Annotated in this window: 14 protein-coding genes, 1 tRNA gene and 1 pseudogene; 11 read left to right on the top strand and 5 right to left on the bottom strand. The window is 61.5% G+C overall.

Annotated features, from left to right (window positions below; genetic code table 11):
- Positions 1-32 precede the first annotated feature (32 nt).
- Positions 33-1,241: pseudogene (locus PM2_RS32010) on the bottom strand (methyl-accepting chemotaxis protein); the annotation flags it as partial.
- A 66-nt stretch (positions 1,242-1,307) separates the two neighbouring features.
- Positions 1,308-2,660, bottom strand: a complete 1,353-nt coding sequence (locus PM2_RS06315; RefSeq protein WP_028700204.1) for an APC family permease — start codon at positions 2,658-2,660, stop codon at positions 1,308-1,310.
- A gap of 441 nt (positions 2,661-3,101) precedes the next feature.
- Here PM2_RS06315 and PM2_RS06320 point away from each other — a divergent pair, with 441 nt between their 5' ends.
- Together PM2_RS06320 and nadA are read left to right on the top strand one after the other, a co-directional pair.
- On the top strand, positions 3,102-4,610 hold the full coding sequence (locus tag PM2_RS06320; protein WP_028700205.1) for a YdgA family protein: 1,509 nt from the start codon (positions 3,102-3,104) through the stop codon (positions 4,608-4,610).
- Positions 4,611-4,825: 215 nt separating this feature from the next.
- Entirely contained in the window at positions 4,826-5,884 is a 1,059-nt protein-coding gene (gene nadA, locus PM2_RS06325; RefSeq protein ID WP_016711984.1) for a quinolinate synthase NadA, read from the top strand.
- A gap of 108 nt (positions 5,885-5,992) precedes the next feature.
- Here the strand turns inward: nadA and PM2_RS06330 are convergent, their stop codons facing one another.
- On the bottom strand, positions 5,993-7,429 hold the full coding sequence (locus PM2_RS06330) for a M48 family metalloprotease (protein WP_016711983.1): 1,437 nt from the start codon (positions 7,427-7,429) through the stop codon (positions 5,993-5,995).
- A gap of 121 nt (positions 7,430-7,550) precedes the next feature.
- Here PM2_RS06330 and PM2_RS06335 point away from each other — a divergent pair, with 121 nt between their 5' ends.
- A complete protein-coding gene (locus PM2_RS06335) occupies positions 7,551-7,790 on the top strand; it encodes a sulfurtransferase TusA family protein (RefSeq protein WP_008097503.1) in 240 nt (79 codons plus the stop codon).
- 20 nt (positions 7,791-7,810) lie between these two features.
- Positions 7,811-8,881 carry an AI-2E family transporter gene (locus tag PM2_RS06340; protein WP_019098477.1) on the top strand — a complete coding sequence of 357 codons (1,071 nt, stop codon included), beginning with the start codon at positions 7,811-7,813 and terminating at the stop codon, positions 8,879-8,881.
- A 34-nt stretch (positions 8,882-8,915) separates the two neighbouring features.
- Here PM2_RS06340 and PM2_RS06345 read toward each other — a convergent pair whose 3' ends face one another.
- Together PM2_RS06345 and PM2_RS06350 are read right to left on the bottom strand one after the other, a co-directional pair.
- Positions 8,916-9,389 carry a peroxiredoxin gene (locus tag PM2_RS06345; RefSeq protein ID WP_016711981.1) on the bottom strand — a complete coding sequence of 158 codons (474 nt, stop codon included), beginning with the start codon at positions 9,387-9,389 and terminating at the stop codon, positions 8,916-8,918.
- A gap of 10 nt (positions 9,390-9,399) precedes the next feature.
- Positions 9,400-9,960 (bottom strand): glycine cleavage system transcriptional repressor, encoded by a 561-nt coding sequence (locus tag PM2_RS06350; RefSeq protein ID WP_003254741.1) that lies wholly within the window; start codon positions 9,958-9,960, stop codon positions 9,400-9,402.
- A gap of 259 nt (positions 9,961-10,219) precedes the next feature.
- Between PM2_RS06350 and dapA the strand changes: the two genes are divergently transcribed.
- The 7 genes from dapA (at position 10,220) to PM2_RS06385 (ending at position 15,435) form a co-directional block, all read left to right on the top strand.
- Positions 10,220-11,107, top strand: a complete 888-nt coding sequence (gene dapA / locus PM2_RS06355) for a 4-hydroxy-tetrahydrodipicolinate synthase (protein ID WP_016711980.1) — start codon at positions 10,220-10,222, stop codon at positions 11,105-11,107.
- Positions 11,108-11,122: 15 nt separating this feature from the next.
- On the top strand, positions 11,123-12,244 hold the full coding sequence (bamC, locus tag PM2_RS06360; protein ID WP_016711979.1) for an NlpB/DapX family lipoprotein: 1,122 nt from the start codon (positions 11,123-11,125) through the stop codon (positions 12,242-12,244).
- Entirely contained in the window at positions 12,245-13,003 is a 759-nt protein-coding gene (locus PM2_RS06365; protein ID WP_015271459.1) for an MBL fold metallo-hydrolase, read from the top strand.
- Between the two features lie 30 nt (positions 13,004-13,033).
- Entirely contained in the window at positions 13,034-13,744 is a 711-nt protein-coding gene (purC, locus tag PM2_RS06370) for a phosphoribosylaminoimidazolesuccinocarboxamide synthase (protein ID WP_011535129.1), read from the top strand.
- A gap of 90 nt (positions 13,745-13,834) precedes the next feature.
- Positions 13,835-13,924, top strand: a tRNA-Ser gene (locus PM2_RS06375).
- Positions 13,925-14,169: 245 nt separating this feature from the next.
- Complete coding sequence (locus PM2_RS06380; protein ID WP_154670359.1) at positions 14,170-15,150, top strand: hypothetical protein; 981 nt, start codon at positions 14,170-14,172, stop codon at positions 15,148-15,150.
- 3 nt (positions 15,151-15,153) lie between these two features.
- Entirely contained in the window at positions 15,154-15,435 is a 282-nt protein-coding gene (locus PM2_RS06385) for an STAS-like domain-containing protein (RefSeq protein WP_028700207.1), read from the top strand.
- Positions 15,436-15,441: the final 6 nt, after the last annotated feature.

Raw genomic sequence — 15,441 nt, forward strand, 5'->3', positions numbered from 1 at the left:
TTGACCTGGGCGATGATCGGCTGCAGCTTGTCGAGGAAGCGGTTGAACCACCCCGTGAGCTGGCCCAGTTCGTCGTCGCGGGCGTATTCCAGGCGGCGGGTCAGGTCGCCTTCGCCGCTGGCGATGTCTTTCAGGCGCGCAGCCACGGCCAGGATAGGCCGGGTAACGCCGCGTGCGGTCAGCCATACCAGCAGCAAACCCACCACCGCCGCACCAAGGCCGATCAGCAGGCTGGTGAGGTTGGCGCTTTGGTTGTGTGCGTCCAGGCGTTGATTGAGGGCCACGGCGGGTGCCTGCAGCACGCTTTCCGGCAGCTCCAGCAAAACCTGCCACGGGGCTGCGTCAGGGATTGGCGTGAAGGGGTGGGCCACGCGCAGCAGGCCGTCGGCTACCGCCTTGTCCATGGGCTGGCCGAGCGCGCTGTCGTCGCGGCTGTTGCCTGCCAGCAGGCCGGCAGCGCTGGCGATACTCACCTGGCCCTGGCCATCGAACAGTTCGCGGCGGCCTTCCACGCTCAGTTGCTGGAGGTTGGCAAGGCCAATGTCCAGGCCCACGACGCCGATCACCTTGCCGTGCTCCAGCAGCGGCAGGGCGATGCTGGTCATCAGCACTTGGCGGCCGTTGACGTCGTCCAGATACGGCTCGAGCATGCACGTTTTGGCGGTGTCCTGCGGGCAGGTCAGCCAGCGGTTCTTCGCCGCGCCGTTGTTGCCGATGCTGGCATCGCCGAGCATCGATTCCGGCATGGCCTCACGTTCCAGTGCGCCGGGGCTGGGCTGCGACCAGTACAGCGAGAAGCGCCCGCTGTCGTTGCTGCCTGCGGCATCCTGGCCGACGAACTGGCGGTCTTGCTGATCCAGCGCGTTGGGCTGGAACACGAGGTACAGGCCGATCACGTCCGGGTTGCCGGCCAGGCTGGCACGCGCCTGGCGGGTCAGCTCGGCGCGCAGGTCACTGCCGCCACGGGCTTTCAGGACTTGTACCAGGCGGGCAAAGCCATTGCCGTACTGGTAAGCGTCCATGAAGTAGCGCTGGATACGCAGGGCCTGGGTTTCGGCATGGGCCTGCAGGCGCTGGCGGGCGCTGCTGTCGAGCATGGCGGTGTTGGCCTGGTTGACCAGCGCGGCACTGCGTTGTGCCTGGGTCAGCGATGTGGCCACCAGCAAGGCGACGATGGCCAGCAGGCACAAGCCGGCTAGCAGGGTGATCTTCCATTGGATGGAGAGGCGACGCAGCGGCATGAGGGCTTTCCTTTTCGAGCAAGTACAACGCCCGCGGTCGAGCGCGGGCGTTGTTGGCAGCGTGGGTCATTCGGCGACGTAGTTGGGCGGTGCCGACCGGAAGGCTTTGGTCAGCCAGCCCAGGTAGATCAGCCCGAGCGCAGCCCAGATGCCGCCAAACATCAGCGAATGCGCATTCAGGTCCAGCCACAGCGAGACGATGATGCAGAAGCCGACGGTCGGCAGTACCAGGTATTTCAGCTGGTTGGTCAGGCCTTTGCGGTTGCCTTCGCGCAGGTAGCAGTGGTTGATCACCGACAGGTTGACGAAGCTGAACGCGACCAAGGCGCCGAAGTTGATGATCGAGGTGGCGGTCACCAGGTCGAAGAAGATTGCCGACAGCGAAATCAGCCCCACTACCGCAATGTTCAGCACGGGTGTCTTGTAGCGTGAATGCAGGCGGGCGAAGAGGCTGGCCGGGATCACGTTGTCGCGGCCCATCACGTACAGCAGGCGCGACACGCTGGTTTGCGAGGCCAGGCCAGAGGCGATGGTGTTGATCACGGTACAGGCGATGAAAATCGACTGGAACAGTTTGCCACCCACGTACAGGGCGATTTCCGGCAGGGCCGCTTCATGGTCGTGGAAGCGTGCCATGGTCGGGAAATAAGCCTGGATGAAGTACGACACGGTGATGAACACCACGCCGCCGATCAGCGCAGTCAGGAAAATGGCACGTGGGATAGTCTTGCTCGGGTCGCGGGTTTCCTCGGACAGGCAGGTAACCGCGTCAAAGCCCAGGAACGAGAAGCACAGGATGGTCGCGCCAGCGGCCAGAGCGCTGAACTGGGTCTGGCTGTCGCCGAAGGGGACCAGGCTCCAGGCGGTACCCAGCCCTTCTCCGTGGTCCAGGCCGCGCACGCACAGGTAGATGAACACCGCGATGATCGCTACCTGTACGCCCACGAACAACAGGTTGAAGTGCGCCACCAGGTTCACGCTGCGCATGTTGATCAGGCTGATCAGGGTGACGAAGCCGGCCACCCACATCCACTCGGGTACTTCCGGGAACATGGCCGAGAGGTAAAGCTTGGCCAGCAACGCGTTGACCATCGGCAGCAGCAGGTAATCCAGCAGCGACGACCAGCCGACCAGAAAGCCTACATGCGGGTTGATGGCGCGTTGGGTGTAGGTGTAGGCCGAGCCCGACTGCGGGAAGCGCTTTACCAGGGTGCCGTAGCTCACGGCGGTGAACAGGATGCCGGCCAGCGCCAGGATGTAGGCGCTGGGTACGTGGCCGGCGGTAATCCCGCTGACAATGCCGAAGGTGTCGAACACGGTCATCGGCGTCAGGTAGGCTAGGCCGATGATGATCACATGCCAGAGACGCAGGGTTTTGCGAAGTTGGCCGTTGCCGGTAGCGCTGTGGTCATGCTGCATGCTGGCATGGCTCCTGCTGCTGGGCGTAAACGGCGGGCACGGTGTATTGCGCATGCGGCAAGGGCGAGCGGGTGGGCTCCATGTTGTTCACCTTTTATGTTGGAGCGGCGGAAGGCGCGGGGGACGCGCAAAGTGGTGAAAATAAAAAACGATGGGTAGGTGGGTGTCAAGTTAAACATGACAAGATGTTACTAGATTGAAACATTTATCGATTTAGAGGCTGTTTTGTTCGGTTTTTGCGCGGTTTTTTGCGGTTATGATCAATTTTAATGTTCGTAAAAATTAACGATTGGGCATCGTCCATGGGCTGGGTGTCAGACGCTTCCCAAAAATGCCATTTCTCGATCCGCACCCGCCTGTGTCACCTGTTGCAGTGGTAATCTTCGCTGCGTGGCCTTTGGTCGCCCAACAAGCCCTTACGGACAGCATTCGGTTCTATTCATGAAGAAATCAGTTGGCATCCTTTCCGGCCTGGCTATCGCCATTGCCGTCGCAACCACCGCTGGCGCCTGGTACACCGGCAAGCAGCTGCCGGCCGAGCTGGACAATGCCCTTGCCCGCAGCAACGCCGAGCTGAAGAAAGCCCTGGTGACCACCGGTGGCAGCATGAGCATCGAGCGGGTGTCGCTGGAGCAGCATTTCTTCAGCAGTACCGCCCAGTACCGCCTGAAAGCACGCGACATCAACGTGGGTGACGGCGAGGTGTTGAGTTTCGACGTGGGCGTGACCGACCAGATCGAGCACGGCCCGTTCCCCTGGTCACGGGTCAAGGCGTTCAAGCTGATTCCGGTGCTGGCGGTCAGCAACAGTAGTTTGCAAAAGGACGAAGCCACCGCACCGTGGTTTGCCGCAGCGGGTGAGCAGGCGCCGGTCAGCGCCCAAACCAGCTTGGGCTACGGCGGTAATGTGGTCAGCCAGGTTCGGCTGGCGCCGGTCAAGTTCGACGAAGCGGACGGCAATAGCCTCGACTTCTCGGGCATGCAGCTGGAGGTCAGTGGCGACAAGGAAGGCAAGGCATCCAAATTCCAAGGCCAGGCCGATCGCTTCGTGATGAAACTGGTTCATGACGACCAGCCGCCTGCCACGTTCGAGCTCAAAGGCCTGAAGCTTGGCGGTAACCTGGCAGCCACCGCGCACGACGCCATCTATGTCGGTAATGCCGACCTGGCGCTGGCTGAAACCAAGGTCACCCTGGGGCCCAAACAGCAGGTAATGCTGATCAAGGGCTTCGAGCAAAATGCCCTGCAAACCCTTGATGGTCCGGATACCGTGGGCGGTCGCGTGGAGTACAAGGTTGGCGACATCACCTGGGATGGCCGTGCAGTGGGTAAGGCACAGATGGCGGTGAGCATTACTTCGGTCAATGCACCGGCGCTGCAGGCATTGTCGAAGTGGTACCAAGCGCATCTGGCGGAGTTCGAGGCCGCCGCCGCCGCCGGCCAGCCGGTGCCGCAAATCCAGATGGACGACGCCGAGAAGGCCCGTTTCCAGGGTGATCTGCAGAAGCTGCTCGCCGCCAGGCCCAAGGTGGCGATTGAAAATCTGTCGTTCAAGACCGCCAATGGCGAGAGCCGCTTCAACCTGTCGATGGACTTTGCCGCCCCGTCCAGCTTCGACCTGCCGCCGGACCAGTTGAGCAAGCAGATGATCACCGAGGTGAAGAGCAAGCTGTCGTTGTCCAAGCCGATGATGGGTGACCTGGCGACCTTGCAGGCGCTGCTGGATGGTCAGACTGACGCTCAGGCGATTGCCATGCAGTCCAGCCAGGCTGGGGAGATGGTTGGCATGATGGCGCTGCAGAGTGGCATGGCGACTGTCGAAGGTAATGATGTGGTGAGCAGCCTGCACTATGCCGATGGCATGGTTGACTTCAACGGCAGGAAAATGACCGTGGAAGAGTTCGCCATGCTGATGGCGGCGCACCTGGCCGCGTTGTCGCCGCAGGGTTGATTGGTTCTGCCTGTGCTGGCCCTGTCGCCGGCACAGGCAACACAAAAACCACTTTAGTAATCGCTGGATTGTCTGTAGCCTTCGGCCTCCGATAATAATCCGTGCCCGCAGAGGGCCGTGGCGGGCAGTATGCCGTCCGGCGCCCTTAGCCGATCTGTCAGGGCCGGGTGATACACTCGATTTGACGCGCACGAGCGCCTGCAGGTCCAGCGATCATGACCCAGATTTCCGAACGCCTGTTGGTTCAGGCCCACCTCGACGCCAAGCAGCCCAACCCGCTGACAGCCGAGCAGGAGGCCGAATACCGTGCGGCCATCGCTGCCGAGCTCAAGGCCCAGAACGCAGTGCTGGTTGCCCACTATTACTGCGACCCGGTCATCCAGGCGCTGGCTGAAGAAACCGGCGGCTGCGTGTCCGACTCGCTGGAAATGGCCCGCTTCGGCAAGAACCATCCGGCCGAGACCGTGATCGTGGCTGGCGTGCGTTTCATGGGCGAAACGGCAAAAATCCTCACCCCGGAAAAGCGCGTGCTGATGCCGACCCTGGAGGCGACCTGCTCGCTCGACCTGGGTTGCCCGGTCGAAGAGTTTTCTGCGTTCTGCGACCAGCACCCTGAACGCACCGTGGTGGTTTACGCCAATACGTCCGCTGCTGTAAAGGCCCGTGCCGACTGGGTAGTGACCTCAAGCTGCGCGCTGGAAATCGTCGAAAGCCTGATGGATAACGGCGAGACCATCATCTGGGGGCCGGACCAGCACCTGGGCCGTTACATTCAGAAGCAGACCGGTGCCGACATGCTGCTGTGGGACGGTGCCTGCATCGTTCACGAAGAATTCAAATCGCGCCAGCTGGCCGACATGAAGGCACTGTACCCGGACGCAGCGATCCTGGTACACCCTGAGTCGCCGGAAGCGGTCATCGAACTGGCCGACGCAGTGGGTTCTACCAGCCAGCTGATCAAGGCAGCGCAGACCCTGCCGAACAAGACCTTCATCGTCGCCACCGATCGCGGCATCTTCTACAAGATGCAGCAGCTGTGCCCTGACAAGGAATTCGTCGAAGCGCCTACTGCCGGCAATGGCGCGGCATGCCGCAGCTGCGCGCACTGCCCGTGGATGGCGATGAATACCCTGGAGCGTGTGCTGCACTGCTTGCGTAATGGCGGTGATGAGATTTTCGTCGACCCGGCGCTGGTGCCCAAGGCGATCAAGCCGCTGAACCGGATGCTGGACTTTACCCAGGCTGCAAGGCTGAAACTGTCCGGTAACGCCTGACGACAGACCGCGTCGTCTTCTTCGCGGGCTCGCCCGCTCCCACAGATACAGCGCAGCGCTCGCAGGCGGTGCGATCCCTGTGGGAGCGGGCGAGCCCGCGAATGGCCCTCAGCGCCCCATCATTTCCCGCACCATGCGCTGCTGCTCCATGATCTCGCGCTGGCGCTGGTCAATCTGCGAGGCCAGCGGGAAGTTGCTGCCCGACCGGCGCTTGGCGTAATCCAATTGCTGGATCGCCTGGTCAAAGTCCCCCACCAGGGTGAAGTACTCGGCCCGTGCGCGGTGCAGGCCAATGGTATTGCCCGACAAGCCCCGCACTTCAGCCATGTCATACCACACGTCCGGGTCATCCGGCCGGCTCTTGACCAGTTCGTTCAGCACCTTCTCCGCTTCGGCTGGCTTGTTCTGCTTCACCAGCAAATCGGCGCGGACCTGCTTCAGCGGGTAGTTGCCCGGATACAGCCCCTGCATTCGTTCGGCCCGCTGTTGAGCGTCGGCCAGGCGGTTGTTGGTGATGTCCAGGTCGATCTGCGCCAGGTTGTAGGTGATGTCGTTGGGTGCCTTGGCCAGTAGCGGCTTGAGCATTTCACGCGCTTCGTTCAGCTGCCCGCCTTTGATCTGAGCCAAGGCCAGGCCGTAACGCGCGGCGTCCAGTTTCGGGTCTTCGTCCAGCTGGGCACGGAAGCGCTTGGCGGCAAGCCCTGGTGTGCCTTCGTAGGTCAGCGCCACCCGGGCGCGAATCAGCTGGTAGCGCATGCTGTCTTCAATGCCGCCCTTGGGCGCCTGGTCGGCCCGGTTGCGGGTATCGGCGATACGGGATTCGGTCACAGGGTGGGTCAGCAGGAATTCAGGCGGCTTGGCGTCATAGCGATACTGGCGTGCCAGGCGCTCGAACATGGTCGGCATGTTGCGCGGGTCGTAGCCAGCCTTTTCCAGGTTCTGGATACCGATACGGTCGGCTTCCTGTTCGTTCTGGCGTGAGAACCGGCGCTGTTCCTGGATCGCCGCCGCCTGGGTACCGGCAATCATGCCGATGCCCGCATCGCCGGCGCCACCGGCGGCCAGCACGATACCGGCCAGCAACGCCGCCATCATCGGCAGCTGCATGCGCTGCTGCGCCTCGACGCCTCGGGCGAAGTGGCGCTGCGACAAGTGCGCCAGTTCGTGCGCCAGTACCGAGGCGTACTCGCCTTCGGTCTGGGCGTTGAGGAACAGCCCGCCGTTGACCCCGACAATGCCACCCGGGGCGGCAAAGGCGTTCAGCTCGCGGCTGTCGATCAGGATGAATTCCAGGCGCCGGTCCTGCAGCTGGCTGGTTTCGGCCAGTTTGTACACGCTGGTTTCGACATAGTCCTTGAGCTGTGGGTCGTTCAGCTGGTTGACCTGGCCACGCAGCAGGCTTAGCCAGGCGCGGCCCAGCTGGTGCTCCTGTTGCGGCGAAACGATCGCGGAACTGGCGTCACCCAGTGATGGCAGGTCGTCAGCATGGCCGGGAAGGGCCATCAGGCAGGCCAGCGTCAGCAGGGTAGGGCGCAGTAGATTCATGCATGAAGCTCGCGTCGGTCAAAGATACCTACTGTAGCGGGCTCACACGTTGGCGACCAGTGGCGCTATCCTAGTCGACCCTGTCAGCAAGCAGTCTGGCAACGCCTTTGGAGACCCTGCGATGAGTGACACCCTGACCTGCGATGCCGAACTGGACGCCAGCGGGCTGAATTGCCCTTTGCCGCTGCTCAAAGCCAAGATGGAGCTCAATCGCCTTGCCAGTGGCGCGGTACTCAAGGTGATCGCCACGGATGCCGGGTCGCAGCGTGACTTCCGCACTTTCGCCCAGTTGGCCGGTCATACCCTGCTGCGTGAAACGGCCGAGGCCGGCACCTACACTTACTGGCTGCGCAAGGCCTGAGTCTTTACCAAGGATCGTCAATGTTCAAAGTGCTTCGCGACTGGATGCAGCGCTACTTCTCCGATGAAGAAGCAGTGGTGCTGGCGGTCCTTCTGTTTCTGGCTTTCACGGCCGTTCTTACCTTGGGCGGCATGCTCGCGCCCGTGCTGGCGGGTATGGTGCTGGCGTTCTTGATGCAGGGCCTGGTCAACGCCCTGGAGCGTGTGCGGGTACCGACGCGGCTGGCGGTAATGTTGGTGTTCGCCCTGTTCATGGGTGCGCTGGCGCTGTTCATGCTGGTGCTGGTGCCGCTGCTGTGGCACCAGCTTATTACCCTGTTCAACGAGCTGCCGGGCATGCTCGGTAAGTGGCAGTCGCTGCTTTTGCTGCTGCCCGAGCGCTACCCGCACCTGGTGTCGGACGAGCAGGTGCTGCATGCCATCGAGTCGGTACGTGGCGAAATCGGCAAGTTTGGCCAGTGGGCGCTGACCTTCTCGCTGTCGAGCCTGCCGTTGCTGGTCAATGCCATGATCTACCTGGTGCTGGTGCCGATCCTGGTGTTCTTCTTCCTCAAGGACCGCGAACTGATCGGGCGCTGGGTGAGTGGCTATCTGCCGCGCCAGCGCACCCTGCTGAACCGGGTGGGCAGCGAGATGAACCGGCAGATCGCCAACTACATCCGTGGCAAGGGCATCGAAATTCTGATTTGTGGCATTGCCACCTACATCGCCTTCATAAGCCTGGGGCTCAACTACGCCGCACTGCTGGCGCTGCTGGTGGGGCTGTCGGTGGTAGTGCCCTACGTGGGGGCGGTGGTGGTGACGGTGCCGGTGACGCTGATTGCGCTGTTCCAGTGGGGCTGGGGCGACCAGTTCATCTACCTGATGACGGTGTACGCGATCATCCAGGCGCTGGATGGCAACGTGCTGGTGCCGTTGCTGTTCTCCGAGGCGGTGAGCCTGCACCCGGTGGCGATCATTTGCGCGGTACTGCTGTTTGGCGGGTTGTGGGGGTTCTGGGGGATTTTCTTCGCCATCCCGCTGGCGACCCTGATCAAGGCCGTGCTGGATGCCTGGCCGCGGCAGGAGCCTAGCGTTTCACCGATGCTTTGATCTGATTGGGGCCGCTTTGCGGCCCCAAACGATCTCAAGCCTTGTTCAGCGCTTGGGCTGCTGCCAATACGGCATCCACGTGCCCTGGCACCTTCACCCCACGCCATTCCTGGCGCAGTACACCCTTCTTGTCGATCAGGAAGGTGCTGCGGTCAACGCCCATGTATTCCTTGCCGTACAGCTTCTTCAGCTTGATCACGTCGAACAGCTGGCACAGGGCTTCGTCCTTGTCGCTGATCAGCTCGAACGGGAAGCCTTGCTTGGCCTTGAAGTTCTCGTGCGACTTGATGCCATCGCGCGACACGCCGAACACCACGGTGTTGGCGGCGGCAAAGGCGTCATGCTGGTCGCGGAACCCCTGGCCTTCGGTGGTGCAGCCCGGCGTGCTGTCCTTCGGGTAGAAGTACACCACCACTTGCTGGCCCTTGAGTTCGGCCAGGCTGACGGTTTGCCCGCTGGTGGCCTGGGCCTGAAAGTCCGCAACAGGTTGGTCGAGTGCTACAGCCATGGTGGTTTCCTTACATGGGGTTCTGTGGGCGCCAAGGTTCGATCAGCGCATCCAGGTTCAGGGCATCGGCAAAGTCCAGGAACTGGTCACGCAACCAGCTGATTTGCGTACCGGCCGGCAGAATCACGGTGAACTGGGCGTTGAGCATGCTGCTGCCGGTTTGCGGAGCCAGGTAGGTGTCGCAGGTCATGGCTTCCAGCTCGACGCGGTGGTCGAGGAAGAACTGGCACAGCTCGTTGATGATGTCCGGGCGGTAGGCGGCGCTGACGTAGGCCACGTACGGCAGGGCCTGCGGGCGCACTTCCTGGTCGGCGCTGCGCACCACGTCCAGGGTCAGGCCATGTTTTTTGCCCAGGCCCGGCAGGGTGGACTCCAGGCGCGCCAGGGCGTCCCAGCTGCCGCCCACTTGCAGCACCAGGGCGCTGGTCTCGCCGTGGCGGCTCAGGCGCGAGGTGACTACCGCGCAGCGGTTTTCGAAAGCGGCGCGGCTGAGGACGTTGGCCAGTTCCATGGGGTTCGGGCCCAAGGCACTGATGACAAGGAATTGTTCGCGGACGGTGGGGGTGGACATGCAGCATTCCTAAAGCGATGAGCGGTCGGTACAGGACGGGCGAAAGCCTCCTGTCGGCAGGGCCCGGGGCTCGCATGCGAGGTCGTGGACGCTGGCGGGGAGCAAGGTCGACGGCCCGGCGGGCCGCGCTGCACCGATCAAAGGATCAAGGGTAGCGAAATAAGGCGCTGAGGGGAATGCTCCGCCTGCCTGCTTCGCTTGTGCAAGGCCGATGCCCCCAGTACCATTACGGCTCTCTTTTTCCGGCAGGAGCAGTTACATGATTGCGGGCAGTATGGTGGCATTGGTCACACCCATGGATGCACAAGGGCGTGTGGACTGGGGCAGCCTCGACAAACTTGTAGACTTCCACCTGGAAAACGGCACCCATGCGATCGTCGCTGTCGGCACCACGGGTGAGTCCGCCACGCTGGATGTCGAAGAACACATCCTGGTCATCAAGCACGTGGTCGAGCGCGTCAAGCGCAGCAGCCGCCGCGTTCCGGTCATTGCCGGTACCGGTGCCAACGCCACTGCCGAAGCCGTGCACCTGACCCAGAACGCCAAGAGCGCCGGTGCCGATGCCTGCCTGCTGGTAGTGCCGTACTACAACAAGCCGACGCAAGAAGGCCTGTACCAGCACTTCAAGCACATTGCCGAAGCCGTCGACATTCCGCAGATCCTCTACAACGTACCCGGCCGCACCTCCTGCGACATGCAGGCCGAGACCGTGATCCGCTTGTCGGCCGTGCCGAACATCATCGGCATCAAGGAAGCCACCGGCGACCTGGTCCGCGCCAAGGCCATCCTTGATGGCGTCAGCAAGGACTTCATCGTCCTGTCCGGCGATGACCCGACTGCCGTCGAGCTGATCCTGATGGGCGGCAAGGGCAACATCTCTGTTACCGCCAACGTCGCCCCGCGCGAAATGGCCGATCTGTGCGAGGCCGCCCTTGAGGGCAATGCCGAGAAGGCCCGCGCGATCAACGAAAAACTCATGCCGCTGCACAAAGACCTGTTCTGCGAAGCCAACCCGATCCCGGTGAAGTGGGCGCTCGTCGAAATGGGCCTGATGCAAAAGGGCATTCGCCTGCCACTGACCTGGCTGAGCGAAGGCTGCCACGAAAAAGTCCGTACTGCCTTGCGCCAGTCCGGCGTACTGGTTTAAGAGGAAGTACACCGCATGAAGCGACTGGCTGGTCTTTCCGCCCTTGCCCTGATTATCTCCAGCACCAGTGGGTGTGGCTGGCTGTGGGGCGAGGATGGCTATTTCCGCGACCGCGGCAGCGACTACCTGCAGGCGCACCCGACTGCGCCGATGCAGCTGCCGCCGGACGCCAGCAACGTCAAACGCCTTGACCCGCTGCTGCCTATTCCGCGTAACGTCGCCGATGATCACGTCACGGGCGAGTTCGAAGTGCCGCGCCCGCAACCCCTGACCGGCGGTGCCGCCCAGGTTACCGACTACAGCCTGCAACGCAGCGGCAGCAGCCGTTGGGTGCTGGCCCAGCACTCGCCAGCCGAAGTGTGGCCGGTGGCTCGCCAGTTCTTCGAGGACAACGGCTTCCGCATCGCTGAAGAGCGCCCGCAGACTGGTGAATTCAACACCACCTGGCAGCGTTTCGACGAGTTGTCGGCATCGCTTGGCCAGCGCCTGGCGAGCACCGCCAGCAGCGGTGACAGCGAAGTGCGTGTACGTGTGCGCATGGAGCCTGGCGTGCAGCGCAACACCTCCGAGGTGTACGTTGTCAGCGTCGAGCGCCCGGCCGGCAGCACCGCCGAGCCTGACTTCCCGTCCACCTCCAGCAACACGGGGGCCGATGCCCTGCTGGTCGACGAAATGCTCGCCAGCATGAACCGCAGCGCCGAAAAAGGCGGTTCGGTGTCACTGCTGGCCGCGCGCGATTTCGACGCGCCAAGCCGCGTCAGCCTGAGCGAAGACGGCAGCGGCAACCCGGTGCTGTACCTGGGTTCCGACCTGGACCGTGCCTGGTCTGGCGTAGGCCGTGCCCTGGAGCAGGGTGGCGAGTGGCGTGTTGAAGACATCAACCGTAGCCTGGGCCTGTACTACATCAACCTGTCGGAAAAACCGGACGACAAGCAGAACCAGCCTGGCTTCTTCGGCCGGATGTTCGGCAGCGAGCCGACCAAGGAAGAGCGTGAAGCCCGTGCCGAGCGCTACCAGGTTCGCCTGAGCAAGGTGGGTGATAGCGTGCAGGTCACGGTCGAGAAAAACATCAACACCGTGGCCCCGGCCGATGTCGCCCGCCGCGTGCTGAGCGCCATTCAGGACCACCTGGGCTAAGTGCGCTTCGCGGTACTCGGAAGCGGCAGCCAAGGGAACGGCACGCTGATCGCCAGTGGTGACACGTTCATCCTGGTCGATTGCGGCTTTTCCCTGCGCGAAACCGAGCGGCGCCTGGCGCTGCTCGGTGTATCGGCGGCTCAGCTCAGTGCGGTGCTGGTGACCCACGAACATGCCGACCACGTGCATGGGGTGGGCTTGCTGTCGCGGCGCTACAATGTACCGGTCTACCTCAGCCAAGGCACGTTGCGCGGCATGCGCAAACCGGTGGAGGTGGCCGGTTTTCTCGCTTGTGGCCAAAGCCTGCGTATCGGCAGCCTGGAAGTGACCGCCGCGCGGGTCGAGCACGATGCCTACGAGCCGTTGCAATACGTGGTCAGCGATGGCCAGCGGCGCTTCGGCATGCTGACCGACCTGGGCTCTTATGACGCGCTGTTGCTGGAGCGTTACCAGGGCCTGGATGCATTGCTGATCGAGGCTAACCACTGCCGTGACCTGCTGGCACGCGGTCACTACCCGGCCTTCTTGAAGCAGCGGGTAGGGGGCATGCAAGGGCATTTGAACAATCACCAGGCTGCGCGCCTGGTGCACGAGTTGGGCTGGAGCAACCTGCAACACCTGGTGCTGGCCCACCTCAGCAGCAAGAACAACCTGCCACACTTGGCCCGCCAGTGCTTCGTCGACACCCTTGGGTGTGACCCGGACTGGCTCCAGGTGGCGAATCAGGAACACGGGCTCGACTGGCGCGAAATCGCCTAGCCCAACACCTCAAGCAAGCGGAGCCCAATCATGGAAAAACGCGACGAACTCTACCGCGGCAAGGCCAAATCGGTTTACAAGACCGACGACGCCGACCGCTTGATCCTGCTGTTCCGTAACGACACTTCGGCGTTCGACGGCAAGCGCATCGAACAACTCGACCGCAAAGGCATGGTGAACAACAAGTTCAACGCCTTCATCATGCAGAAGCTGGAAGAAGCCGGCGTGCCGACCCAGTTCGACAAGCTGCTGGGCGACAACGAGTGCCTGGTGAAGAAGCTGGACATGATCCCGGTCGAATGCGTAGTGCGTAACTACGCCGCCGGCAGCCTGGTCAAGCGCCTGGGCGTGGAGGAGGGCATCAAGCTGGAGCCGTCCACCTTCGAGCTGTTCCTGAAGAACGATGAGAAGGGCGACCCCTTCATCAACGAATCCCACGTTGTCGCGTTCGGCTGGGGCACCGCCGAGCAGCTGGTGGAAATGAAAAAGCTGTCGCTGAAAGTCAACGAAGTGCTGAGCAAGCTGTTCGATGACGCCGGCCTGCTGCTGGTCGACTTCAAGCTGGAGTTCGGCGTATTCCACGGCCAGATCGTGCTGGGCGACGAGTTCAGCCCGGACGGTTGCCGCCTGTGGGACAAAGAAACCCGCAAGAAGATGGACAAGGACCGCTTCCGCCAAGGCCTGGGCGACGTGATCGAAGCCTACGAAGAAGTTGCCAAGCGCCTGGGCGTGCCGCTGTAAGCGGCACATTCACGCAAGCGCCTGATACCACGCGATTTTTTTGAAAAAAGATTTGCGTTTTCAAAAAACGCTGGTAAGATGCGCGGCATTGGAGAGATGCCGGAGTGGTCGAACGGGACGGATTCGAAATCCGTTGTACTGGCAACAGTACCTAGGGTTCAAATCCCTATCTCTCCGCCATACGCGAAGTAGCCAAAGCCCCCGAAAACGTTGACGTTTTCGGGGGCTTTGTCGTTTTGGGTGCAGTGTTTAGGGCAAAAATAGGGCAGATTATCTACCACGGGGACCGCATTAGGTCTTGGTAGGCCGCTGGGTTTCGAGACTCCTAGGGGGAAACCGACAAAGGTTTCAGAGGTACTGGCATTCTGCAATCTGATGGATCAGAATTCGCCTCCGAATCATGCGCTGTGTAAATGGAGTTACCGTTGGCTGGTCTCATTGATGCTATTAATATGCTTCCTCGCCGTCTCGAGATGGGCAGAGGTCAATCTATCCAGCTTCCCAACGGATACTACACGCCAGGCTTCGTCGCGATTTTGGCGGCGTTTCTCCGGCATAACCGTTTGCCCAAAGAATCTTTCAGCTGCCACCATGAGAAGCATGATGGCTACCTGAAGGCTCTAGCGCTTTCGAAGGCCGTCTGGGGAACTGACGACTATAAGCAGCGGCGCATCAATGCGGGCAATACCTACGCGCCTATAACGCACGTGAGCTCTCGGGAAGCTGTCGATGCTGGAACCGGCCAGATCAACGGCTGCCTTCGTGCAATGGCTGAGTCATCATCTGTGCGCTATCTTGAAAGTCCGGCCTTCGGTGAGCTTTTAGCCGTGGTCGGTGAGCTCCATGACAATGTTTGGTCGCATGGCCTAGAAAGTGGATTCTCTACTGCCCAGCGTCGTCTTTGTCAGCAGGATGGGCCAGTGATAGAGTTTTCGCTCGCGGATTGCGGTATGGGCTTCCGTAGTGAACTGCAGCGAGCTCGAGTTCCTGGGATTGCTACTGATCAAGATGCAATCGAATGGTGTATTCAAAAAGGTAATAGCAGCAAGCTTGCCGTCCAAGAGGACCCATGGGCCCAAAGCGTGCCTGAGGATCACCTCGGAGGAGCGCCATTTGGACGCGGGGTGGCTACCTTCCAGAATACTGGCAATCATCACCAGGGTCTGGGCCTTGCAAAGCTTGTGAGCCTTGCTAGACAGTACGATGGGCATCTATATTTGGCTTCAGGTACGCATTACCTTGAGCTTAATCAGGGAATTTCGTCGTACCGTCAGCTGTCCCATCCTTGGCACGGAGTGGCGATATCCTTGGCGATCAAGGAATCAAGCTTCGTAGTCGGAGGCGAGCCCGTACAGGACGTTGATTCGCAAGATGTTTTTGAAATTATGAAAGCACTGAGGGGCTAAATCATGGAAGCGTATACGTTCACACGCACTGACCTAGCGTCCCGGGCGTTAGCGGCTCAGGAACGTGCCACCATCGAAAGTCTTCTATCGACTAACGACTTGGTCAAGGTTGACCTTTCGAATGTATCCTCGATCTCGGAGTCTTACGCCGACGAATTGTTCGGTGTTCTCGTTTTGCAGCGAGGTATCGACTTCGTCATTAAGCATCTGCGCATCGTCAATGCTGCAGACAGCGTCCTGCGACCGATTGCCGTTGCCATGAAGCGAAGAACTATCGCAGCTTAAAAAAAC

Origin of the sequence: Pseudomonas monteilii NBRC 103158 = DSM 14164 (assembly GCF_000730605.1) — a bacterium.
GTDB classification, from domain to species: domain Bacteria; phylum Pseudomonadota; class Gammaproteobacteria; order Pseudomonadales; family Pseudomonadaceae; genus Aquipseudomonas; species Aquipseudomonas monteilii.